The sequence below is a fragment of the Nocardia yamanashiensis NBRC 100130 genome (assembly GCF_001613325.1).
Classification (GTDB): domain Bacteria; phylum Actinomycetota; class Actinomycetes; order Mycobacteriales; family Mycobacteriaceae; genus Nocardia; species Nocardia yamanashiensis.
In genome coordinates this window covers 361,701-382,521 of the sequence record NZ_BDCD01000002.1, presented here as the reverse complement: position 1 = coordinate 382,521, position 20,821 = coordinate 361,701, and the positions used below count along the sequence as shown (strand labels likewise).

The 20,821-nt window shown below is 67.0% G+C and carries 19 protein-coding genes; 1 reads left to right on the top strand and 18 read right to left on the bottom strand.

The window, feature by feature from the left end; genetic code table 11:
* Positions 1-104: 104 nt before the first annotated feature.
* The 9 genes from NY1_RS01845 to NY1_RS01805 are packed head-to-tail and all read right to left on the bottom strand — an operon-like array spanning position 105 to position 10,618.
* Positions 105-866, bottom strand: coding sequence for an SDR family NAD(P)-dependent oxidoreductase (locus NY1_RS01845; protein ID WP_067707839.1), 762 nt, complete (start codon positions 864-866; stop codon positions 105-107).
* On the bottom strand, positions 863-1,993 hold the full coding sequence (locus NY1_RS01840) for an acyl-CoA dehydrogenase family protein (protein ID WP_067707123.1): 1,131 nt from the start codon (positions 1,991-1,993) through the stop codon (positions 863-865). Before NY1_RS01840 ends, NY1_RS01845 begins: the two co-directional genes overlap by 4 nt.
* Positions 1,990-3,189, bottom strand: a complete 1,200-nt coding sequence (locus NY1_RS01835) for an acyl-CoA dehydrogenase family protein (protein ID WP_067707120.1) — start codon at positions 3,187-3,189, stop codon at positions 1,990-1,992. The genes NY1_RS01840 and NY1_RS01835 overlap by 4 nt, the downstream gene beginning before the upstream one ends.
* Before the next feature lie 22 nt (positions 3,190-3,211).
* Positions 3,212-3,664 (bottom strand): Zn-ribbon domain-containing OB-fold protein, encoded by a 453-nt coding sequence (locus NY1_RS01830; RefSeq protein ID WP_067707117.1) that lies wholly within the window; start codon positions 3,662-3,664, stop codon positions 3,212-3,214.
* Complete coding sequence (locus NY1_RS01825) at positions 3,661-4,839, bottom strand: thiolase family protein (RefSeq protein ID WP_067707114.1); 1,179 nt, start codon at positions 4,837-4,839, stop codon at positions 3,661-3,663. Before NY1_RS01825 ends, NY1_RS01830 begins: the two co-directional genes overlap by 4 nt.
* The gene (locus NY1_RS01820) at positions 4,839-5,966 is read right to left on the bottom strand and encodes a beta-ketoacyl-[acyl-carrier-protein] synthase family protein (RefSeq protein WP_067707111.1); all 1,128 of its coding nucleotides are present in this window, start codon (positions 5,964-5,966) and stop codon (positions 4,839-4,841) included. The genes NY1_RS01825 and NY1_RS01820 overlap by 1 nt, the downstream gene beginning before the upstream one ends.
* A gap of 40 nt (positions 5,967-6,006) precedes the next feature.
* A complete protein-coding gene (locus NY1_RS01815; protein WP_067707109.1) occupies positions 6,007-7,182 on the bottom strand; it encodes a thiolase family protein in 1,176 nt (391 codons plus the stop codon).
* Positions 7,179-9,374 (bottom strand): 3-hydroxyacyl-CoA dehydrogenase NAD-binding domain-containing protein, encoded by a 2,196-nt coding sequence (locus NY1_RS01810; protein WP_067707106.1) that lies wholly within the window; start codon positions 9,372-9,374, stop codon positions 7,179-7,181. Before NY1_RS01810 ends, NY1_RS01815 begins: the two co-directional genes overlap by 4 nt.
* A gap of 32 nt (positions 9,375-9,406) precedes the next feature.
* Positions 9,407-10,618: an acetyl-CoA C-acetyltransferase gene (locus NY1_RS01805; RefSeq protein ID WP_067707103.1), complete on the bottom strand. Its 1,212-nt coding sequence runs from the start codon at positions 10,616-10,618 to the stop codon at positions 9,407-9,409.
* A gap of 117 nt (positions 10,619-10,735) precedes the next feature.
* On the opposite strand from NY1_RS01805, the gene NY1_RS01800 reads away from it, so the two are divergent.
* Complete coding sequence (locus tag NY1_RS01800) at positions 10,736-11,386, top strand: TetR/AcrR family transcriptional regulator (protein WP_084534535.1); 651 nt, start codon at positions 10,736-10,738, stop codon at positions 11,384-11,386.
* A 9-nt stretch (positions 11,387-11,395) separates the two neighbouring features.
* On the opposite strand, the gene NY1_RS01795 is transcribed toward NY1_RS01800, so the two are convergent.
* Genes NY1_RS01795 through NY1_RS01755 form a run of 9 tightly spaced genes read right to left on the bottom strand, consistent with a single transcriptional unit; the run spans position 11,396 to position 20,816 of the window.
* Positions 11,396-11,785, bottom strand: a complete 390-nt coding sequence (locus tag NY1_RS01795) for a roadblock/LC7 domain-containing protein (protein WP_067707097.1) — start codon at positions 11,783-11,785, stop codon at positions 11,396-11,398.
* A 2-nt stretch (positions 11,786-11,787) separates the two neighbouring features.
* On the bottom strand, positions 11,788-13,923 hold the full coding sequence (locus NY1_RS01790; RefSeq protein ID WP_169815292.1) for a sensor histidine kinase: 2,136 nt from the start codon (positions 13,921-13,923) through the stop codon (positions 11,788-11,790).
* A gap of 44 nt (positions 13,924-13,967) precedes the next feature.
* Positions 13,968-14,558, bottom strand: a complete 591-nt coding sequence (locus tag NY1_RS01785; protein WP_067707091.1) for a hypothetical protein — start codon at positions 14,556-14,558, stop codon at positions 13,968-13,970.
* A 17-nt stretch (positions 14,559-14,575) separates the two neighbouring features.
* Entirely contained in the window at positions 14,576-15,565 is a 990-nt protein-coding gene (locus NY1_RS01780; RefSeq protein ID WP_084534533.1) for an MlaD family protein, read from the bottom strand.
* Positions 15,562-16,620, bottom strand: coding sequence for an MlaD family protein (locus NY1_RS01775; protein ID WP_067707089.1), 1,059 nt, complete (start codon positions 16,618-16,620; stop codon positions 15,562-15,564). Before NY1_RS01775 ends, NY1_RS01780 begins: the two co-directional genes overlap by 4 nt.
* A complete protein-coding gene (locus NY1_RS01770; protein WP_067707829.1) occupies positions 16,617-17,720 on the bottom strand; it encodes an MlaD family protein in 1,104 nt (367 codons plus the stop codon). Before NY1_RS01770 ends, NY1_RS01775 begins: the two co-directional genes overlap by 4 nt.
* A complete protein-coding gene (locus NY1_RS01765; protein WP_084534531.1) occupies positions 17,720-18,787 on the bottom strand; it encodes an MlaD family protein in 1,068 nt (355 codons plus the stop codon). The genes NY1_RS01770 and NY1_RS01765 overlap by 1 nt, the downstream gene beginning before the upstream one ends.
* On the bottom strand, positions 18,787-19,791 hold the full coding sequence (locus NY1_RS01760) for an MlaD family protein (RefSeq protein WP_067707086.1): 1,005 nt from the start codon (positions 19,789-19,791) through the stop codon (positions 18,787-18,789). Before NY1_RS01760 ends, NY1_RS01765 begins: the two co-directional genes overlap by 1 nt.
* Entirely contained in the window at positions 19,788-20,816 is a 1,029-nt protein-coding gene (locus NY1_RS01755) for an MlaD family protein (RefSeq protein WP_067707083.1), read from the bottom strand. The genes NY1_RS01760 and NY1_RS01755 overlap by 4 nt, the downstream gene beginning before the upstream one ends.
* Positions 20,817-20,821: the final 5 nt, after the last annotated feature.

Here is a 20,821-nt window from a genome sequence, read left to right as displayed (position 1 = left end):
AGTGTTAGGAATTGGACACAGGTAGCCCGCATTGTGCGGCGGATGAGCGCTGGTGGTGCGGACTGCTACGACAAATACTGACTATCAGTCAGCAGATCTCGCGTTCAGAAGATCGTGTAGCCACCGTCGACAACGACCTCGTTGCCGGTGTGGAAGGTCAGCGATGGGTCCGCGAGAAAGGCTGCGACCTCATAGAATTCCTCCGGATCGGCCCACCGGCGCGCCGGTGTGCGCGCCGTGGTCGCCTGCATGAACCGTTCGTCCGCCTGCAAATCGGAGTTCATGGCGGTGCGGGTCCAGCCCGGAATCAAGATATTGCACCGGACCCGGTGGCGGGCCAGCTCCACCGCCATGGTGCGGGCGAGCCCGACGAGACCAGTCTTGCTGGTCGCGTAGGCGGCCTGCCCCGCGCCCCCGTAACGACTGATCGTCGAGGAGACGACGATGATCGAACCGCCGTCTCCCTGCGTGACAAACCGACGGGCGGCGGCACGGCCGCACAGAAATCCACCGTCGAGATTGGTGCGCAGCACCCGATGCCAGGTATCGAGCGACATCTCGGTGATCGGTGCGGCCTCGGCGATACCCGCGTTGGCCACGAAACAGCCGAGCGGTCCCAGTTCGGCGACGGTGCGATCCATCGCGGTATCCACGGATCGTTCGTCCGCGATATCGCACTGCACCGCAATCGCTTTCACGCCGAGAGCCTGAATCTCCCCGACCACGGACGCACTCCGGTCGGCATTGCGCGCCCACACCGCGATATCGGCGCCGGCGCGGGCCAGGCCCACCGCCAGAGCGTGGCCGATACCGCTGTTGCCCCCGGTGACAACGGCGGTGCGCCCAGTGAGCTTGCCGGCGCTCATCGGCATGCCTCCACATCGGGCAACGCGATGTCCACCAGTTCGGCGAGAGCCGCGCGATGCCGCTCGGGTGTGCCCAGCGCTATCGCGCTGCTCTTGGCGCGTTTGAGATAGAGATGGGCCGGATGCTCCCAGGTGAACCCGATGCCGCCGTGGAACTGCACGCATTCCTCCGCGATCCGCTGGGAGACGGCAGAGCAGTGCGCTTTGGCCAGTGCTGCCGCGACCGGCAGATCCGGGGAACGGGTCGCGGCGCATTCGGCCGCGTACCGCGCCACCGCGCGCGCCTGGGTGAGCAGCACCCAGAGCTCCGCCAGCCGATGTTTGATCGCTTGGTAGGAGCCGATCACGCGGCCGAACTGACGTCGGATCCGCACGTATTCGATAGCCATCTCGAAGCAGCGCTCGGCCAGTCCCAATTGCTCCGAAGCCAGCAGTACAGCGCCGATCCGCAGTGACGCTCCGACTGCCTCCGGGATGTGCTCGCCTGCCGCGAGGAGTTCGGCCTCGACGCCGTCGAAGCGGAGGTCCACCAGGGGGCGAGTCATATCGAGCGACACCACCTCGGTGCGGCGCAGTCCGGCCGCGTCGGCCGCGACTTGGAAGACGGCATCGCCCGCGGGGACGAGGAGGATATCGGCTGCGGCCGCATCGGCGACCGAAGTCACTGTGCCGTAAAGCCTTCCGTCCCGGATTCGCACCGCGTCGAGGCGGTCACCCGCGGCGGTGCTGAACGGGAGCGCGACCGTCGCCATGGTCGCTCCGCTCGCTACCGCGCCGAGGAGATCGGTCCGGCCGAGCTCGAGCAGCAGGGCTACGGCTATGCCGGCCGACCCGAGGAAGGGCACGGCGGCAACTGCCCGCCCGAGTTCCTCGGCCACGATCGCCGCTTCACGCCAACTCGCTCCGGCGCCACCGGCGACTTCCGGCACAGCCAATGCGACACAACCGATTTCGACCGCCAGCGCGTTCCAGAGCTCCAGATCGGTGGTCGTGTCGCTTTCCGTTCGGGCGAGCACCGCATCCCAGGGGCTGCGTTTGCCGAGCAACGCCCGCACGCTCGCCCGCAAATCCTCCTCGACCTCCGAATAGAGCAGGTCACCGGTCGCCGGGGTCGTGATGTCGGTCATCGCGGCAGGTCCTTCCAGGGAATATCTTTGTCGGCCCGGGCCTCGGCAGGCAGTCCGAGTACGCGCTCGGCGATGATGTTGCGCATGATGTCGGAGGTGCCACCCTCGATCGAGTTGCCCTTGGCGCGTAGAAACCGCCAGCCGGCCGACTCCTCGGCCCAGTCGGCGACGATGACAGGTCGCCGCGCTGTGTAGTCGGAGTACCGAAGGCCCTCCGCGCCAAGGAGTTCCAGCTCGAACGAAGAGATCTGCTGGTTCAACCGAGCGTGGCTGAGTTTCGCTCCGGCCCCCTCGGGACCCGGTAGCCCGGCCGCCTGTTGCTGACGCAGGCGCTCGGCGGTCAGCCGAGCGGCTTCGGCCTCGACCCAGAACTGCACGACCTGGTCGTGAAGACCTGCCCGGCGCAGTTCGGGTCGATTGCGCCAGGTCTGCACCAACGTTCCGATCGTGCCGCTCTCGCGCGGAATCGTGCCCGCGCCGATCGCGACCCGCTCGTTCGCCAGGGTGTGACCGGCAACCGTCCAGCCCAGGCCGACCTCACCGAGCAGATGATCGCCGGCGATGCGCACGTCATCGAGGTAGACCTCGTTGAACTCGCTTTCGCCGGTGATCTGTCGCAGCGGCCGGACGTCGATTCCGGGGGCGTGCATGTCGCAAATGAAGTACGACAGTCCCCGGTGTTTCGGCTGCGCCGCGTCGGTGCGCACGAGCAGAATCGCCCAGTCCGCCTGGTGTGCGAGCGAGGTCCAGACCTTCTGGCCGTTGACGATCCAGCCATCATCATCACGGACGGCGGTCGTCCCTACATCGGCCAGGTCGGAACCGGCGCCCGGCTCGCTGAACAGCTGGCACCAGAGTTCTTCACCGGTCCACAGCGGGCGAAGCCAACGTCGCTGCTGCTCCGGAGTTCCGAAGCGCAGAAGGGTCGGCGCGGCCATATTGAGGCCGATGAAGTTCAACTCGGGCCGGTTGTCCGGAGCACCGGCGTCCGCGAGAAGAACGTCCACTTGGGGCTGCAGCGCCGGATCCAGCCCGAGTCCGCCGAGGCCTGCCGGATAGTGCACCCAGGCGAGCCCGGCGTCGAAGCGGGCGCGGAGGAATTCCCGCCGGTCGGTGGTGGCCGGGTCGTGCTCGCACAGGAATTCGCGCACATAGGCTGCGAGTCCCTTCGCGTCGAGAGCTCTCTCGGTGCTCACGAGTCCTCTTTCCTGGAATTGTTCAGATCGGCGCGAAATGCGAGATGTCGAGGATCTGGCCGGTGCGTTCCGCCGCCCAGACGGCCCGCACCCGCGTGCCCGGAGGTAGTTGTCCGCGAACGGAATTCGGATCGGCGAGATCCACCCCCCGCACGTAATGCATGAGCATCGTGCTCGCGCCGTCGAGCCGGATCGCCGCGATCGCGTACGGCGGGGTGGGGCCGCCGCGGAAGCTCTGCCAAGCCACGGTGAATGCTTCGACGGTCCCCTCGGGCGGCAGCTCGAGCCACTCGCCGGTGCGGACGAAGCAGGACTCGCAGTATGCCTGCGGCGGAACGAAGACCCGGGAGCAGTCCGGACAGCGGTTGGCCAGGATCCTCCGTTCGGTCAGCCCCGCCATGAAACGGCCCCAGGTCGCACCCAGATGAATGTCGTAATTCAGGTCCCAGTGGACCCGCTGCGTCGTGATGTTCATGGGCGCTCCTGTCTTTCGAGGATGGCGAGGTTCTCGAACTGGAAGAAGGTGCCGCCGGTGCCGTGAGCGAGACCGCGCCGGGCGCCGGCCACCTGTATCTCCTCCGGTGCGTCACCCATCAGTTGCAGGGCGACGTACACGTACGGGGCCAGTTCACCGGCAACTCCCGCATTGGTGCACAGCGGGCCGCCGGACAGGTTCGTCGGCAGGTCACCGTCGAATCCGGTTGCGCCGGAACGAATCAGGTCGACGCCCCCGCCCGGCGGGGCGAATCCGAGGGCCTCCAGTTGCATCGGCTGCATCGGTGCGTACGGCGAGAACAGTTCGACGACGTCGATTTCCTCGCGCGGGTTTCGAATATCGGCCAGCCGATAGACCTTCCGGGCCAGGATCGAAAGATTCTCCATGGCGGCGAAATCGTTTTTCCCACCACCCAGATACGGGTCGCTGGAGGTGGCCATCGCACGGATGACGATCGGCGGCGGACGCAGCTCGGCGGCGTTCTGCTCGGACGTGACCAGCAGGGCGTTGGCTGAGGTGGACACCGGGCAGACCATCGCCATCGTCATGGGATAGGACAGGGGTTTCGCCGCCACCACATCCTCGACACTGAGGACATTGCGCAAGTGCGCGTAGGGATTACGTGACGCGTGCTCGTGCGCTTGCACCACGCTCACCGCGAAATCCTCGACGGTCGCACCGAAGCGCTGCTGGTACGCGCTCGGATAGAACGCTCCCATGTGGTACGCGCCCATGCCGAGCGGCTGTTCGACGATCATCGGCGAATTGGTGTTGATGGCCGACTGCAGATCTTCCGCGCCGTAGAAGGTGGGACCGCCCACACAGAGCACGCGCCGGCGATCGCCGGACCGCACCTGCCGTGCCGCGAGCTGCATCAGGTTGCCGCCCGTGGTGCCGCCGGTATTGATGATCGACACCGGCAGATCTGCGCCGAGGCCGAGTCTGCGCACGAGATGCTTGGCGCCGAGCACGGTGCCCTCGAAGCCGTCGATATTGCCGATCACTATCCCGTCCAGTGAATTCGACGCGGCCCCCGAGTGCGCGAGCGCGCCCCACACCGCTTCCTGCACCAGCTCCAGCGAGGAGCTTTCCTGCTTGCGCGGTGAGGTGGCACGGGTGATACCCACCCCCGCGATCACTGCCCGCGTGGCCATCAAACCTCCTCCAGGACAAGGACTGTCGCGGTGTCCGCGACCGGTCCGGTGAGCAGATCGGTGGAATGCGAGACGACGCGCCCGCCGTGTTCCTCCAGCCACGACACGGCTTCCAGCACACGGAGTGCACCGTTGGCCACGCCCGGGTACGCGCTGAATGCCCCACCGGACGGGGACACCTCGACACCCGTCTTGCTCATGCCGAGTGCGTTGACGATCGGCGTGAGCAGAGCGGGGGTCGCCGCGGTGAGCTCGAGCGCCTGCACTTGATCACCGGGAGCCGTCAGACCTGCCCGGCCGTAGGCCTCCTGCCCGGCGCGACGCGTGGCCGCTGCCGGATCTTCAAGCCACTGGCCGCCGGCCGTGGTGTCGCCGGTCGACTGTCCCCAACCGGTGAGTACGGCGCGCGGGCACCGGGCACGTCGCGCCCTGCCCAGCGATCCCAGCACCACGGCGATAGCGCCGGTACATTCGGCCGGCAACATGAGTTCACGCAGCACGCCGTTGACCGGCGCGGAAGCCAGGACTTCGGCGGGGCCGACCGGAGTAGTACGGACAGACCGGGCGCGGTCGGCGCCTCGGGTGATCGCCGCCGCGGCGAGCGCGGCGAGTTGCTCCTCGGTGATCCGGCCGGAGTCGAGCAGGTAACCGGCGTGCAGGCCGAACATCGTCTCCGCGGTCAGGCCGACCGGCCGGTCGAAGTGGGGCTCGAAACCGAGATTGGAAATCTGCTGGAGGAACTGCCGCCGATCCGGCGCCGATACCTCGGGGTTGTATACGCCGACAGCGAGCGCCAGGTCGGCATCGCCCGCGGCAATGGTCTGCGCGGCGGCGACGATCGCCTGCCCGGCGTCACCCTCGATGCGGTACGACTGCGCCAGATAACCGCCACTGGCGGCATTGGTCAAACCGCTGGAAATGCTGCGACCGTCGTAGACGTCCAGCGAAGCGGTGATCGAGATACCGAGCTCGTGTTTGCGAACTCCGGCTTCGCGCAAAGCATTCGATACCGCGTCGAAGACCAGTTCGTCGAGAACGGCGTCACTCTCGGTGACGAGCGGCGTCGCCGCGATTCCCAGCACCGGGATCGGATCCCGAGCGGCGGACGAGGGATTGAGGCCGCTCATTTCGCCCCCTCGGGCCGATGAGCACGGATCGTCATGAGCATCAGAGCCTTTCGATGATCATCGCGTTGGCGAGGCCGCCGCCTTCGCACATCGTTTGCAGCCCGTATCGCTCCCCCGTGGCCTCGAGGTGGTTCACCAGGGTGGACAGCAGGCGCACACCGGATGCGCCGAGCGCGTGCCCCAGGGCGATCGCGCCGCCTCGTGGGTTGAGCTTGTCCGGATCCGCCCGCAGCTCGTGCTGCCAAGCCAGCGGAACAGGAGCGAACGCCTCATTGACTTCGTACGCACCGAGATCGTCGATCGAGAGGCCCGCGCGTGCCAGCACCTGCCGGGAAGCCGGGACGACGGCGGTCAGCATGAGCAGCGGATCAGCACCGGCGACGGCGAATTCGTGGAAGCGCGCCCGTGGACGCAGGCCGAGGCTCGCCGCGCGCTCCTCGCTCATGATCAGTGCGGCCGATGCGCCGTCGGTGAGCGGCGACGAGTTGCCGGCGGTAATGCTCCATGCGATTTCGGGGAAGCGCGCCCAGAGCGCATCGTCGGCGAAGGACGGTTTCAAGGCCGCCAGTCCTACGGCCGTGGTCTGCGCCCGCAGTGTCTGGTCACTGTCGTGCACCTGTCCGCCGACGGTGATCGGCACGATCTCGTTCGCGAACCCGCCCGCCGCGGCGATGGCCGCCGCGCGCTGGTGCGACCGCGCCGAGTAGGCGTCGAGGGTCTCGCGATCGAGCTTCCATCGGGCGGCGATCAACTCGGCCGCGACCCCCTGGTTGACGAGCCCCTCGGGAAAGCGTTCCGCCAGTGGCTCGATCGGGTTCTGCCCGATCGCTGCCGTGCCCATCGGCAGCCGGCTCATCGATTCGACACCGCAGGCCACCACGATGTCGTAGACGCCAGCCATGACGCCCTGCGCGGCGAAATGCACGGCCTGCTGGCTGGAACCGCATTGCCGGTCGATCGTGGTGCCCGGAACCGAATCCGGCCAGCCCGCCGCGAGTACCGCACCGCGGGCGATATTGCCGGTCTGCTCGCCGACCTGCTGGACACAGCCGGCGATCACATCGTCGATCCGGGCCGGGTCGATATCGGTGCGGGCCAGCAGAGCTTGCAGAGTGTCGGCCAGGAGCCGGACCGGATGCACGCCCGACAGCGCACCTCCGGGCTTGCCCCGGCCCGACGCCGTGCGCACGATGTCGATGATGACCGCGGATCTCATACGGCCGCCTCCGCGGAAATGGATCCTTCGGCTTCGGGCCACTGCCCAGCCGCGGCGGCCGCAATCAGACTCGCCGACGGTGCGAACCGCGGGCCGTACTTCGCGGCCAGTTCTTCGGCTCGGGCGACGAATCCGGCGACACCGCCCTCGTACCCGTTGATGTACTGAACGACGCCGCCGGTCCAGGACGGGTATCCGATGCCCAGAATCGAGCCGATATTGGCGTCGGCGACCGAACGGAGCACGCCCTCGTCGAAGCACTTCACCGTTTCGAGGGCTTCGATGAAGAGCATGCGCTCCTTCATGTCCTCGAACGGAATCTCGTACCCGGGCTTGCGGAAGTGCTCGTACAGGCCGGTCCACACGCCGGCGCGTCTGCCGTCCACGTAGTCGTAGAAACCGGCTCCGCTCGAACGACCACCGCGGCCGAATTCGTCGATCATGCGGTCCACGACGGAGTCCGAGCCGCTCTCGGACCACTCGCCGCCCGCGGCGAGCACGGCCGCTTTGGTCTCCTCCCTGGCCTTGCGGGCCAGGGTGAGGGTCAGCTCGTCCTGGAGCTGAAGCGGCGGGGCCGGATACCCGGCCTGAGCCCCAGCCTGTTCGATGGACGCCGGTTCCAAACCCTCGCCCAGCATGGTCAGCGCCTCCGCGGCGAACTGCATGATCACCCTGCTGGTGAAGAACCCGCGCCGATCGTTGACCACAATGGGTGTCTTGCCGATCGCGTGTGCGAGATCGATCGCCTTCGCCAACGTCGCGTCACTGGTCTTCGCACCGACCACGATCTCCAGCAACGCCATCTTGTCGACCGGCGAGAAGAAATGCATTCCGATGAAATCCTCTGGCCGCGAGACACTTTCGGCCAATCCGGTAATCGGCAACGTCGAGGTGTTCGAGCCCAGGACAGCATCGCCCGCGACCACGGGCTCAATCTCGCCGAACACCTTGCCCTTGATCGCCGGGTCTTCGAAGACCGCCTCGATCACCAGATCCGCACCAGCAGCATCCGCGTACGCGTCGGTCGGATGGATCCGGCCCAGGATCTCCTCGCCCCGCTCCCGGCTGATCTGTCCGCGGGAGATTGCCTTCTCGACCAGTGCGACCGAGTAATCCCTGCCGCGTTTCGCGGCGTCCAGGCTGGTGTCCTTCAACACCACCTCGATGCCCGCGCGGGCACAGACGTAGGCGATGCCGGCGCCCATCATGCCCGCGCCGAGCACCGCGACCTTCGTGAAGGAATGCGCGGGATAGCCCTCGGGCCGGGAGCCCCCGGATTTGATGTGCCGCATATCGAAGAAGAACGCCTGGATCATGTTCTTCGCGACCTGACCGGTGGCCAGCTCGGTGAGGTAGCGCGACTCGATGGTGGACGCCATGTCGAATCCGACCTGACTACCCTCGACCGCGGCGGCCAGAATGGCGCGCGGCGCAGGCAGATTCGCGCCTTTGAGCTGTTTGCGAAGGCCGGCTGTCACCAGCGGCAGGGTCGCGGCGAAGCTTGCCTCGGCAGGCGTGCCGCCCGGGATCCGATATCCCCTCACGTCCCACGGCTGCACCGGAGCGGGGTTTTCGAAGATCCATTTGCGGGCAGCGGCGAGCAACTCCTGCGGGCTCTCGACCACTTCGTCGACCAGGCCCACCTGCAATGCCCGCGCTGGGCTCATCCGCGGGCCCTGCAACAGGACGTCGGTAAGCGCCTTGTGTACACCCAGCATCCGCACCGTGCGTGCGATCCCGCCGCCGCCGGGTAGCAGCCCCAGCCCTACCTCGGGCAGGCCTATCTGAACATGATTGTCCGACAGCGTGATTCGGTGATGCGTAGCAAGAGCGATCTCCAGCCCGCCGCCGAGCGCGGCGCCGTTGATCGCGGCGACCACAGGCTTGCCGAGCAGCTCCAGCCGACGCAGGTCGGCCTTGATCGCCTCGATGCCCGCGAAGAATTCGGCGGCATTCTCCTTGCGCGTCGTGATCAGGTCGTTGAGATCACCACCGGCGAAGAAGGTCTTCTTCGCCGAGGTCAGGATCACCCCGGTGATCGAGTCACGCTCGGATACCAGCCGGTCGATGACGGTACGCATGGAGGTGATGTGGCGGTCGTTCATGGTGTTGGCGGACTGAGCCGGATCGTCCATGGTCAGCAGTACGATGCCGTCGGATCCGGACTCCCAGCGAATGGTGTTGTCGCTCATGTCGGGGTCGATCTTCCTTTTCTTGTGGAGAGTCACACTCGTTCGATGAGGGTCGCGATGCCCATGCCGCCGCCGATACACAGCGTGACGACGGCGCGACGGGCCTGGCGGCGTTCCAGCTCGTCCACCATCGTTCCGAGGATCATCGCGCCGGTGGCGCCCAATGGGTGGCCCATGGCGATGGCACCGCCGTTGACATTGAGCTTTTCGTCCGGAATGCCCAGATCCTTCCGATACTTGAGCGCCACGGCCGCGAAAGCCTCGTTGATTTCGAACAAGTCGATGTCGTCGACGGTCAACCCGGTGTGCGCCAGCAACTTTCGCGTCGCCGGGGTCGGGCCCGTGAGCATGATCGTGTTGTCCGCGCCGGAGGCTGCCGACGCCACGACGCGCGCCCGCGGTACGAGCCCGAAGGTCTTGCCCGCCAGCTCGGTCCCGATCAGTACCAGCGCCGCGCCGTCGACGATCCCCGAGGAATTGCCCCCGTGGTGGACGTGGTCGATCTTCTCGACCCAGTGATACTTCTGCAACGCGACGGCGTCGAATCCCATGTCCCCCATGGCCGCGAACGACGGACGCAGACCGGCCAGATCCTCGACCGTGGTTCCCGGGCGTATGTGCTCGTCCCGATCCAGCACGGTGACGCCGTTCTGATCCAGCACGGGGAGCACCGAGCGACCGAAGTGACCGTCGGCCCAGGCCCCGGCCGCCAGCCGTTGCGAGCGCGCCGCGTAGGAATCGACAATCTCTCGCGAGAAGCCCTCCATCGTAGCGATGAGATCGGCGCCGATGCCCTGGGCGACGAAGTAGGTGTCGTAGGCCGTGGCCGGGTCGTTCATCATGGCGCCACCGTCGGAACCCATCGGCACCCGGGACATCGATTCGACGCCGCCGCCGATCACCAGCTGCTCGAACCCGGATCGCACCTTCTGGGCCGCGACATTGACCGCTTCCAGACCGGAACCACAGAACCGGTTGAGCTGAAACCCAGGAACGGTTTCCGGCAGCCCGGCAGCCATCGCGGCCGTCCGTGCGATGCATCCGCCCTGGTCGCCCAGGGGGCTGACAACGCCGAGCACGACGTCCTCGATCGCTGCGGGGTCGAGGCCCGGGTGCCGCTCGCGCAGTCCGTCGATCAGCCCGACCAGCAGCGAAACCGGCTTGATCCCGTGGAGCGAACCGTCCTGCTTGCCGCGCCCGCGCGGCGTGCGGATGGCGTCGTAGATGAATGCCTCGGCAGTCACACCAGCAAACCTTTCTGTCTTAGAGTCAGTAACAACTCCTGATTCCCCACTGACTATGGACCATTTACTGACATTCGGTCAATATAAATGTCGAGACGTCCCAAGTAAGGTGGACTGATGGCTGCGACTCCAACTACCGATGACTCCAAGTCACGCCGCGTTCGAATGGCGAGCGACGAGCGCCGCCGGCAGATCGTGGAGGTCGCCCAGCGCCTCTTCTCACAACGCCCCTACTCCGAGGTATCGACCGCGGACATCGCCGAAGCCGCCGGAATCGGGCGCCCCAACCTGCACTACCACTTCGGCACGAAGCGAGAGCTGTACGTCGAGGTAGTCCGCAATTTCGCCCGGCTCCCACCCATTCCTCGAGTTCGGCGGCAGCACGGAAACCTCGAGGAAAGGATCCACCACACCATCGACCGATGGCTCGACACGGTGTGGGAGAACCGCGGCACGTTCATGACCATCTTCGAAGGTGGTCCGATCAACAACGACAGAGAGATCGAAGACCTCCTCGAAGAAGGGCGAGAGGCCTGGGCCGCGCGGCTGGCGGAACTGCTCGAACTGCCCGGCGGCGCCACCCGGCCCGCGCGGGCGCTGATTCGAAGCTTTCAGTCGATGGCGGAGACCACTGTCGACGAATGGTTGCGCAGGGACCGGTTGTCCCGCGACGAGGCACTGCTGCTGCTCACCAAAACATTGCGGGCGGTCGCAGTGGATGTGGCACCGAGCATTCTCGATCCGGCGACGAGTCCGAAATCGAAGTAGGACAACAGATCAGGTTCGGCGCACGGACACCGACAGGTGCTCCCCGACCCGATCCACCACTCGGTTGACCTCGTAAGCCGCCATCCCGAGGTCGGCGTTCTCGTCGGTGAGCAGGGCCAGACAGGCGTTGGGACCCGCAGCAGTGATGAAAAGGACACCGTGATCGAGCTCGATCACGGTCTGGCAGACGCCGCCCGCCTGGAAATGCCGGCCGGCGCCGCGGGCGAGGCCGTGCATAGCGGAAGCCATGGCGCAGAAGCGTTCCGCGTCATCGCGGGCGAGAGCGGCCGAGCGGCCCAGCAGCAGGCCGTCGGTGGATAGCACCACCGAGCAGCGAACGCCGGAAAGCCGACCGATCATGTCGTCGAGCAACCAGTCCAGGGAGTTTGCGGCGGTCATCGTCACCTTTCGTGGGTAGGTGTGGCGGGTGAGTCCGGGTCTCGCCGATGGGCGCCACGGCGGGCCCTGCGACTGGCGTCCATCACCGCGGAGATGCGGGCGCGTGCTTCGTCGGCGGTCCGCTGCCGTGGCGGCCGGGGCTGTTGAGCAGGCGGTTCGGCGGCACCCGAGCGACGGCTGCGTTGCGGGAGCTGTGGTCGATCGCCGGACGACCGAGGTGGCCCCGCGGCGGGCATCGGCGTGCCGGAGATTTGGTGATCATCTGGGTCCGGGGTGCTGATCACGGTGGCGGGAATCAGCACGACGGCTCGGACACCGCCGAACATCGACTCCCCCAGGCGGACCGAAATACCGTGTTTGGCAGCGAGTTTCGCGACAACGAACAGTCCGAGCCGGATGTCATCGGTCAGTGCCGCCACGCTGAAGTCGGGTGGATACGCCAGAAGTTCGTTGCGTTCGGCCAGTTGCGCGGTCGCCATTCCGAGGCCCTGGTCCTCGATTTCGACCACCACACCCCGGCCGACGACGGCTCCCGACACCGCGACCTGCGCGTGCGGCGGCGAGAACGCGGTGGCGTTGTCCATCAGCTCCGCCAAGGCGTGAATGAGATCCGCGACGACCGTTCCGGCGATATCGACCTCGGGCAGGCGGCCTGTCCGAATCCTGGGGTAGTCCAGGCTCTCCGCTACCGCGCCGCGCACGACATCGACAAGTGGCACCGGGGTTCGCCATCGCCGACCCGGTTGCGCGCCGCCGAGAATGATGAGGTTTTCCGCGTTGCGCCGCGCTCGGGTGGCCAGATGGTCGAGCTGGAACAGCAGGTCGAGATGTGACGGATTCTCTTCGGTCCGTTCGGCTTCGTCGAGCAGAGCCAGCTGGCGGTGCACCACGATCTGGCTGCGGTGTGCGATATCGAGAAAGACCGCGTTCACGCCCGCACGGGTTTTGGACTCGGTGACCGCGGCGGAGACCGCGGCCAGCTGGGCTCGGTGGAAAGCCGCTGCCACCTGGCCGATTTCGTCATTGCCGAATCCGGGGCCATCGACTTCCGCATCGGGATCGACCTGTTCGCCGGCGTCCAGGCGGCGCATGAGGTCGGGCAGTCGCCGGTCGGCCAGCTCGAGGGTGTGGCGGCGCAGGCGCTGCATCCGCGCGATGACCCGATTCGCCATCGTGAGCGCGACGACGAAGGCCAGTACGGCCACCAGCAACACCGCAGCGCCCGCATACATCGAATTGGTAGCGACGCGCTCGCCGTGCGCACGAGCCAGAGCGTGCGCGTCGAGGCTCTGGTCCTGCCAGAGTTTCAGCAGGGCGGAACGGACCCGGGTCGCGACATTCCGCCACTCCGCTCTCTCGGTCGCGGTGAGCGCTTCCGAGGATCGCGCTCTCTCCTCGCTCGCGGCGAGCAGCTGCCAGTCGGAACCCGTTGTGATGCTTTCGAGTTGAACCAGTCGCTCGTCGCGAAGGACCATCGCTGCGTAGACCGCCTCGCGACGATACTCGCCGACATAGTCTGCGAATTCGCGGAGCTGCTGTGCTTCCGGACGATCCGAGGCGAGGACGACCGCCCCCAACGCCACCGCGCGCGAGAGCGCTTCGGCGGTGCGCAGCGGTGCGATGGCATAGGAGAACTCCACGGCGATCGCGGAATCCGGCGCGACCCGAGCCGCCAGCATCACAGCGGAGAACGCGCTGCCGATCACCTTGCCGAAGAGGTCGAAGACCTGTCCCGTGCTCGCTTGGCGAGAATCGATCGAACTCCGTAGCGACGGAAATCGTTCGTACAGTTCGCGATAGCCGGAGATCTCATCGGCCGAATCGTCCGGATCGATTTCCCGGCCCACCTCCAGCAGCACTTTCACCTGCGCGATCGCGGCATCGGTGCGCCCGCGGACGGCGGTCAGTTCGGCTACGGCCGTCGGTTCGCCGCAGAGGTATCGCAGCGATTGGAGGCGCTCGTCTTGGAACGCTTCGATCATCGTGAGCGCCGGATCGATGATGCGGCTGGCCAACTCGGCCCAATTCTCGGCCTCTCGGCCGGTTTTCACCAGATAGGTGGCTGCCCCCACCCCCAGGCTGAGCAGCGTGATGCTGGAAACGAGCACGATCGCCAGCAGCCGTGCGCGCAGTCCCATGCGCGCAGGGGATTTCCAGTGGGGCATCCGGTTCGATCGCAGTCTCATTTCACCGGCAGCGCGTTGTCCATGCCGCCGACTTCGGTGATCTTCCAGCCGGCGTTCTTGTCGATGGTCAGCGCGTAGGTGACGGTGGATTGGCCGCCCTGAGGGGTCTGAGCGCTGGTGGTGATGACGTTGAGGAAGGCGCTGACCTTGTAGATTCCACCGGATTCGGAAGTGACGACGGCGGCGATCGGGGTGGCCTTGGAGGTCCATTGCAGCGGCAGGAGGATCTGGTCGAGCTGGGCGGAGGTGGCGTCGAATTTGGCGGCCAGCTGAGTTGTGGTGTCGGCCTTGAGTTTTCCGTACCAGGCCTTGGTGTCGTGGTAGTCGATCGTGGACGCGCCGACGGCGTAGTCCAGGGCGACCTGACGAGCGTGCTGCTCGTCGCCGGCGCCGGCATCGCGGGCGGAGAGGTCGCCGCGGGCCGAGATCAGCAGGACGGTCAGGGTCGCGATGACGATGACCACGAGGGCGACGGAGAGGGTGATGACGGCGGTGGAGAGACGGATCGCCAATCGCCGGGGTTCGGTGGACGGCGCCGGTTCCGCGGGGGCGGTGGGGTCGGTCTTCTCGTCGGTGAGGGTACTCATTGTCGTTCTCCTGCGGGTTATTTGAGGTTGATCCGGAGGTGGACCGCGCCGTCGGACCCGACGGTGGCGAGGGCCTGCGAGATGAGAGCGCCGATGTCGATCCGGCTTCCGGCCTGGGCGGTGGTGTCCATCAGCGGGCGTAAGGCGGGAGCGAGACCGGTCAGCTGCGGGCCGATCTTCCCAAGCACGGCGTCGAGCCGTTGCAGGAAGGGGACGATGCCGTCGCCGGTGTCGTAGTCGGCGGGCGAGTTGCCGACCGCGTACAGACCGGCGGCGGCGACGATGAGCCGGTCCAGGGAGGCGCCGAAGCCCGTCCACTGCGGGCCGGAAGTGGTCAGCGCGGGTCCGGCCCAATCCATATCGCCGCCGATGGTCTGCATATCGGTGAGCAGCCGATGGATGAGATCGGTGCGGCTGAGGATGGTGGCGGCCAGCAGGGTGGAGGCGTGTTCGATGGCGGGCAGGTCGCCGCGGGTTCCGGTGATGGCGGTGTCGATGGTGCCGACCAGGGAGGAGATGGCCTGTGGATCGAACTGCCGCATGAGCTGGACCGCGCGCACCGCCACCTGCGGAATGGACATGGGTAGCGCGGTGGTGCGGGCGTCGATGAGCTGGCCGTCGAAGAGATAGGGGCCGCTCTGGTTCGGCGGATCGAATTCCACGTAGGGTTCGCCCAGCGCCGAGAGCGCTTCGATGCGCAATTCGCTGGCCGCCGGAATCCGGTAGCGCGTGTGCAGATCCAGCCGTAGCTCCACTCCGGACTCGACGGTGGACACGGAGGCGACCTTGCCGACGGTGACCCCGCTCAACAGCACCGGCGAGCCGGCGCCGACACCACCGGAGTTGGCCAGCAGAATCCGCACCGCGTGCCGCTCGCGAAATGGATCCACCTGCAGCACACCGAAACTCAGGTAGCCGATGCCCAGGATGAGCACACCGGCGATGGCTGCCAGCGACAGTATGGACCCGGGTTCGACGGCGCGAGGCCGCCACCGCATCGGGCTCATCGGACGGCTCCGATCATGCGCAGGGTTTCGAGTATGCGCTGGACCTGGTCGTTCTCGGAGACAGCGGGGGTGTCCGTGTCGCCGATGGTCGCGCCGACGATGTTCACCCTCGGACCGTGTTCGGCGAAGGGAATGATCTTGTCGCGCAGCAATGCCACCAGGGCGTTGAGGTTCGAGGGTGCGTTCAGGTCCAGGGGACGGTTGGTGAACAGCAACGGCACCAGGGCTTTCGCTGTGTCGTCGAGTCCAGCGACGGTCGGCGCCAGCCAAGCCGCGTTGGTCGCCACCGGGGCCAGGGCCGACATGATGATCAGCACACCGACCACCGAATTCACCACGGCCGTGACGTGTTCGACGCCGTAGTCGGCAAGCAGCTTGCTCAGCATGGGATCGTCGTCGAGGACCTGCCGGGCGTTGGCCTCCAGCCCGTTCAGGAAGGAGTCGACATCATCGAGGTGGGCGGCCACATCGGTGAAATCGGCGCCCAGGACGGCGAACATCCGCGCGGTCTGCTCGGGATGTTCGGGCAGCGCGGTATTCAATTGCCGGACGATCTTCTGCAGGTCGAGGATCGCGCCACTGCCCATCGCGGTGGCCAGCCCGGCGAGCGTGTCCTCCACCTGCAATGGGGCGACAGTCTGTTTCAAGGGGATGGTCGCCCCATCGGTGAGCGTCGGCCCGGTCGCATCCGGAGGGGAGGTGAGCGCGATGTGGACATCACCGAGCGGGGTGGCCTGCCGCAGCTCGGCGGCGACGTTCGCGGGCAAGCGCACCGATTCGGTGATGTCCACCGTCGCGACGACGAAACCCTCACCCGCCGTGCCCCTTCCTGGCTCGATGATCTCGAGACGGTCGAGGTTCCCCGCGAGCACGCCGTTGGCGATCACCTTCGCCCCCGGCGGCAGGTTCAGCGCATTCGGGAATTCGATCCGCAGGGTGTAGGTCGGTCCGCCCACCCGAGTACCGGGAACGGTGACCCGCGCCGGATCGAAACCGCATGCGGCGGTGGCGAGTACGCCGGTCAGGACCGCGATCGCGGTCTTACGGATTCTCATCGCGCACCTGCCGATCCGAGAACGAGCTGGATCACCTGCACCCGCGCGAGCCCGTCGGCTTCGGTGCAACGACCGGCAGCGAGAGCGTTGACAGCGGCACACACATCGGCCGCGGCCGCATCCGGCAGCGCCACGGCCGGGGGCGCATAGGCGATCGCCGCCTGCCCGGTGGCGGGGTCGACGGCGGTCGAGAAGGCTTGTGCCAGTGGCGGAATCATGGCGATGAGCTCACGCAGGGAACCGATTCCCGCGAGCAGCATAGGCAGTCGGTCGGCGGCGGAGTCGAGGCGTCGCAGCAGCGGCCCGCCGAGCATGACAATTGCCTCGTTGGCGGCGGGCAGCACATCGCGCAGTCCTTCGACCACGTCCACGATGGGCGGTACGACCTGATCGTTGGCGGCCTGCAGGGCAGCGGTGAGCCGGGTCAGCATGTCCTTCACGTCGCCCCAGCCGTCGGCGGCGCTGTGCGCCAGGTCGGCCAGCGCGTCGATGAGACCGCCCAGGTGACCGACGGCGGCATCGGGTGAATTCAATGCCGCGCCGAGCGTACGGACGATGTCGTTGATCTGCTGACCGCGGCCGGCGGTGGCATTGTCGAGGGCCGCGATGCCGTCCTTGATCAGGTCGGGCCGGTCCGGCCGCTCACCGCCATCGAGCGCGTCCGCCAGACCCGCGAGAGCGTTGAAGGTGGCGGTGAGGCTCTTGGGGGTCAGCGTCCGGGTGATGCAGTGCCGGTGATCCCAAGCCGGTGCGCCGTCGGCGGCGATGCCGAGGAGGGCCAGCTTGCGATCGGCGACCAGGGTGTCGGACAGCGTGGTCGCGCCCACCTCGGCCGAAAGCCTTTCACCGGAAGGGATCTCGAAATCGACCCGAGCACCGCTGCCGCTGGGTTCGATCCGGGTCACCCGGCCCACACGCAGGCCGAGCACGGTGACATCGCTCCCCTCGAAGAGCCCGATGCCGTCGGGCATGAGCGCACAGTAGCTCCGCATCTCGGGTGTCGGCTTCGCGATGCGATAGCCGACCACGGCCACCGCGCCCAGAACGAGAATCGTTGCGACGGAGAGAAATCCGCGCGACGCGAAAGTCCGTCTCAGCATCAGCACACCCGCCCCGGAACCGGGACGCAGATGGCTGCGCCGGTAATGGTGGTGGCGGACTGATCGAGCGAAAGCCCCTGCGCCGAGATCAGCGGCTGTAGTTGTGCGCCGATCCCCCGCAGCGAATCCAGTAGCGCCTGCAGCTTGGTTCCGATCTCGTCGAGCTTGGGCAGCGAATCGGCCAGCGGTACCGCCATCGGCCGCAGGGTGGTGTCCCACGCCTGCGCGAGCGGAGCCGCCCGGTCGAGCGTGCGCGCGAGCACCGTCATGGCCTGGTTCACCTCGAAGGTGTGGTTCTCCACCAGGGTTTCGAGAATGCGGAAGCTCTGAATGAGGGTGATGAGCACCTGTTTTCCACCGTTGAGCGCGTCGACGTACTCGTCGGCCAGCTGCAGCGACCGCGAGATGTCGGCGTTCTGCCGGTTCATGATGTCGACGATGGTGCCGACCGCGGTCAGCGTGGTGCCGATGGCGTGCGGGTTCTCGCTGACCGCGGATTCCAGCGCGGCCACATTCTGCCGCAGGACGGTGCCGTCGATCTCGCTGACGGGCCGGATCGCCTCCTGGAACACCTTGGGCAGGCTGTAGGGCAGCACCACCCGGTCGGCCGGAATCGGGTTGCCGCCGAGGGGTTCTGTGCCCGCGGGGACGACGGCGAGGTAGTGGCCGCCGACGATGGTGAGCATGCGGACGGCGAGAGTGGTCTGTGCGCCCAGGAATACGTCCTCGGCGACGGTGAACCGCATCTCGACCCGGTTCCCCTGGGCGGCCAGCGATTTCACTTCGCCGACGGTGACGCCGGCGATGCGCACCGGATCGCCGACCCGCACCGATCCCGCGTCGGTCAAATATGCCGTCTGCGTGCGCACATCGAAGTCGGACGCGTAGACGACGCCGAATCCGGCCGCCAGCACGACGACACCCGCCAGACCGGCCAGACCCCAGCGCCGGTCGGCGCGGGCGCGGGCCGCATCGCCGAGTGGTGTCCGATCCCGCGAGCCGAGTCGGCGCAGGGCCGACGGCACGCGCCCGGCGGTCTGCGCCAGGGCGCGGACAGACCGTGGCATCAGTTCTTGCACAGTGAGATCCTCTGTCCCGCGATGAGCAGCTGAAGTGGTTGCGGCGCTTGTGCATTCCCGTTAGAGCAGGCCGTTTGCAGGCCGGGCACCGACGACGGAATGGCCGCGCTCAGTTGTTGCAGCACCACGGGCAGCCTGCTCAGGGTCGCGACCGTCTCGTTGGGGTCGGGGAAGGCCACCCGGAGGAGGCTTTCCAGATCGGGGTTGGTTCCGGGCGTGAATCCCAAGGTGGCGAGAAGGTTTTCGGCGGGAACGAGGACGGGCGGAATCTTCTGGGAGAACTCGATGAGCCCGCCGACCTTCTGAGTGAGATTCACGAAGACCGCGGTCAACTGCGTCAGCAGTTGCACCGCATTACCCGATTTGCCGCCCAAATGGTCGGAGACCGTACCCAGATTGCGGACCAGCGTCGCGATGACGATCTGCCGGTCGGTGACATAGCCGCTCAGTTTCTCGATCGCTTCGAGTGCCGGGCCCATCCCGGTGCCGGACCCTTCGATGACGGCCAGCATGCTGGTGGCGAACTGGTTGAGATCCGCCGGTGTCAATTGCGCCAGTACCGGTTCCAGGCCGTTGAACACCGTGGTGATGTCGAACGCTGGAACCGTATGGTCGACGCCGATGATCTGTCCGGGTGCGCGCCGGTTGCCCGGCTGGTCGGGCTGCTGAATGTCGAGATACCGCTGACCGCTGAGGTTCTGGTATCGGATGGCGAGGGTGCTGTTGTCGAACACCCGGTGCTCACGTCCGACCGAGAACCGCACCGAGGCCAGACTTCCGGCCAGTCGGACTTCGGCGACCTTGCCGACGCGCACACCGTATACCCGAACGTCGTCGCCGGCCCCGAGTCCGTTGGCGTCGGTGAATTCGGCCGTATAGGAATCGGTGTCGCCGTCCATGGGACGTTCGATCACTTGGAAGACCACGATCAGCAGGACGATCATGGCCGCGGCGAAGGCTCCCAGTCGCAGCAGCAGCGAGCGGGCCGTCATCGCGCACCTCCCAGCAAGGGTACGGCCAGCGCCGGTACGCCACGCAGGTCGACCGCGAGGTTCAGGACCGGGCCGGCTCCCGAGTCGGGCATGGCCGCGCCGAGCCGCCGCAGCAGTTCGCCCAGCTCGGCGCCGGAACGGGCGGGATCGGGCACCGTGTGCGACAGCATCGACAGCACCGGCACGAGCGTGCTCGCCGATTCCGCCAAATGTGTTTCCGCCGTGGACAAGACGTTCGCCAGGGCGGGAATGAGCTCGGTCACGATCATCTGCGTGCTGGCGTCGAATCTCGCCAGATTCTCCGGCGAGCGCAGATATTCGGCGTCGTAGGCGGAGCTCAGCAAGCCGAGGAGCCCATGGGTGGTGGACGGCAGGCCCGCGAGCGTCGCACCATACTGCCCCAGCAGGAACGAACTGGGCAGCCGCTGGGTGTCCGCGACCGCGCGCACCATGGCGACGATCCCCTCGATGAGCGGCGTGAAAGCACTGGTGCCGCTGGATATCCGATCCAGGATCGAGATCAGGTCCGGGGTGAGGACCTCATTGCTGAAGGTGCCGACCGATCGCAGCAGCGTCGAAATGGTCGCGTCCCGCACCTGACCGGCGCGGGACCCGGTCAGGTCGATCACCGCGCCGTCGGCGAGCAGCGCTCCGCCCGAGGCGCGTTCGAGGGCGATCTCGGCGACGCCGAACAGGTTGCCGGGCACATAGTCCAGGCCGAACGCGTCGGTGAGCCCGAACAATTGGTCGCGACGCAGCCTCAAGGTGATGCGCTGGCGCCGACCGGACGGTTCGATGGCTTCGACACGGCCGACGGTCACGCCGTCGAGGCGCACGTCATTGCCGGTCTTCAGACCGGTTCCAACCTGGTCGGTGAGAACAGCCACCGACAGGGCGCCGTCGTCGCGTGCGGGCAGCACGTGCCATCCGGTCAGCACGAGCGCCGCCACCGTCACAACGACGACGCCGATGCGGCGCGAGCGGCGGGCGTCGGTCGCGACGCCGGGAAGTCCGTATGCGGGCATGCCCC

What these genes read in the sequence shown, in the direction of transcription:
- NY1_RS01845 (WP_067707839.1), bottom strand. Translation starts at nt 866, where the DNA reads ATGAGCGCCGGCAAGCTCACTGGGCGCACCGCCGTTGTCACCGGGGGC.
- NY1_RS01840 (WP_067707123.1), bottom strand. Translation starts at nt 1,993, where the DNA reads ATGACCGACATCACGACCCCGGCGACCGGTGACCTGCTCTATTCGGAG.
- NY1_RS01830 (WP_067707117.1), bottom strand. Translation starts at nt 3,664, where the DNA reads ATGAACATCACGACGCAGCGGGTCCACTGGGACCTGAATTACGACATT.
- NY1_RS01825 (WP_067707114.1), bottom strand. Translation starts at nt 4,839, where the DNA reads ATGGCCACGCGGGCAGTGATCGCGGGGGTGGGTATCACCCGTGCCACC.
- NY1_RS01820 (WP_067707111.1), bottom strand. Translation starts at nt 5,966, where the DNA reads ATGAGCGGCCTCAATCCCTCGTCCGCCGCTCGGGATCCGATCCCGGTG.
- NY1_RS01815 (WP_067707109.1), bottom strand. Translation starts at nt 7,182, where the DNA reads ATGAGATCCGCGGTCATCATCGACATCGTGCGCACGGCGTCGGGCCGG.
- NY1_RS01810 (WP_067707106.1), bottom strand. Translation starts at nt 9,374, where the DNA reads ATGAGCGACAACACCATTCGCTGGGAGTCCGGATCCGACGGCATCGTA.
- NY1_RS01800 (WP_084534535.1), top strand. Translation starts at nt 10,736, where the DNA reads ATGGCTGCGACTCCAACTACCGATGACTCCAAGTCACGCCGCGTTCGA.
- NY1_RS01795 (WP_067707097.1), bottom strand. Translation starts at nt 11,785, where the DNA reads ATGACCGCCGCAAACTCCCTGGACTGGTTGCTCGACGACATGATCGGT.
- NY1_RS01790 (WP_169815292.1), bottom strand. Translation starts at nt 13,923, where the DNA reads ATGGGACTGCGCGCACGGCTGCTGGCGATCGTGCTCGTTTCCAGCATC.
- NY1_RS01785 (WP_067707091.1), bottom strand. Translation starts at nt 14,558, where the DNA reads ATGAGTACCCTCACCGACGAGAAGACCGACCCCACCGCCCCCGCGGAA.
- NY1_RS01780 (WP_084534533.1), bottom strand. Translation starts at nt 15,565, where the DNA reads ATGAGCCCGATGCGGTGGCGGCCTCGCGCCGTCGAACCCGGGTCCATA.
- NY1_RS01775 (WP_067707089.1), bottom strand. Translation starts at nt 16,620, where the DNA reads ATGAGAATCCGTAAGACCGCGATCGCGGTCCTGACCGGCGTACTCGCC.
- NY1_RS01770 (WP_067707829.1), bottom strand. Translation starts at nt 17,720, where the DNA reads ATGCTGAGACGGACTTTCGCGTCGCGCGGATTTCTCTCCGTCGCAACG.
- NY1_RS01765 (WP_084534531.1), bottom strand. Translation starts at nt 18,787, where the DNA reads ATGCCACGGTCTGTCCGCGCCCTGGCGCAGACCGCCGGGCGCGTGCCG.
- NY1_RS01760 (WP_067707086.1), bottom strand. Translation starts at nt 19,791, where the DNA reads ATGACGGCCCGCTCGCTGCTGCTGCGACTGGGAGCCTTCGCCGCGGCC.
- NY1_RS01755 (WP_067707083.1), bottom strand. Translation starts at nt 20,816, where the DNA reads ATGCCCGCATACGGACTTCCCGGCGTCGCGACCGACGCCCGCCGCTCG.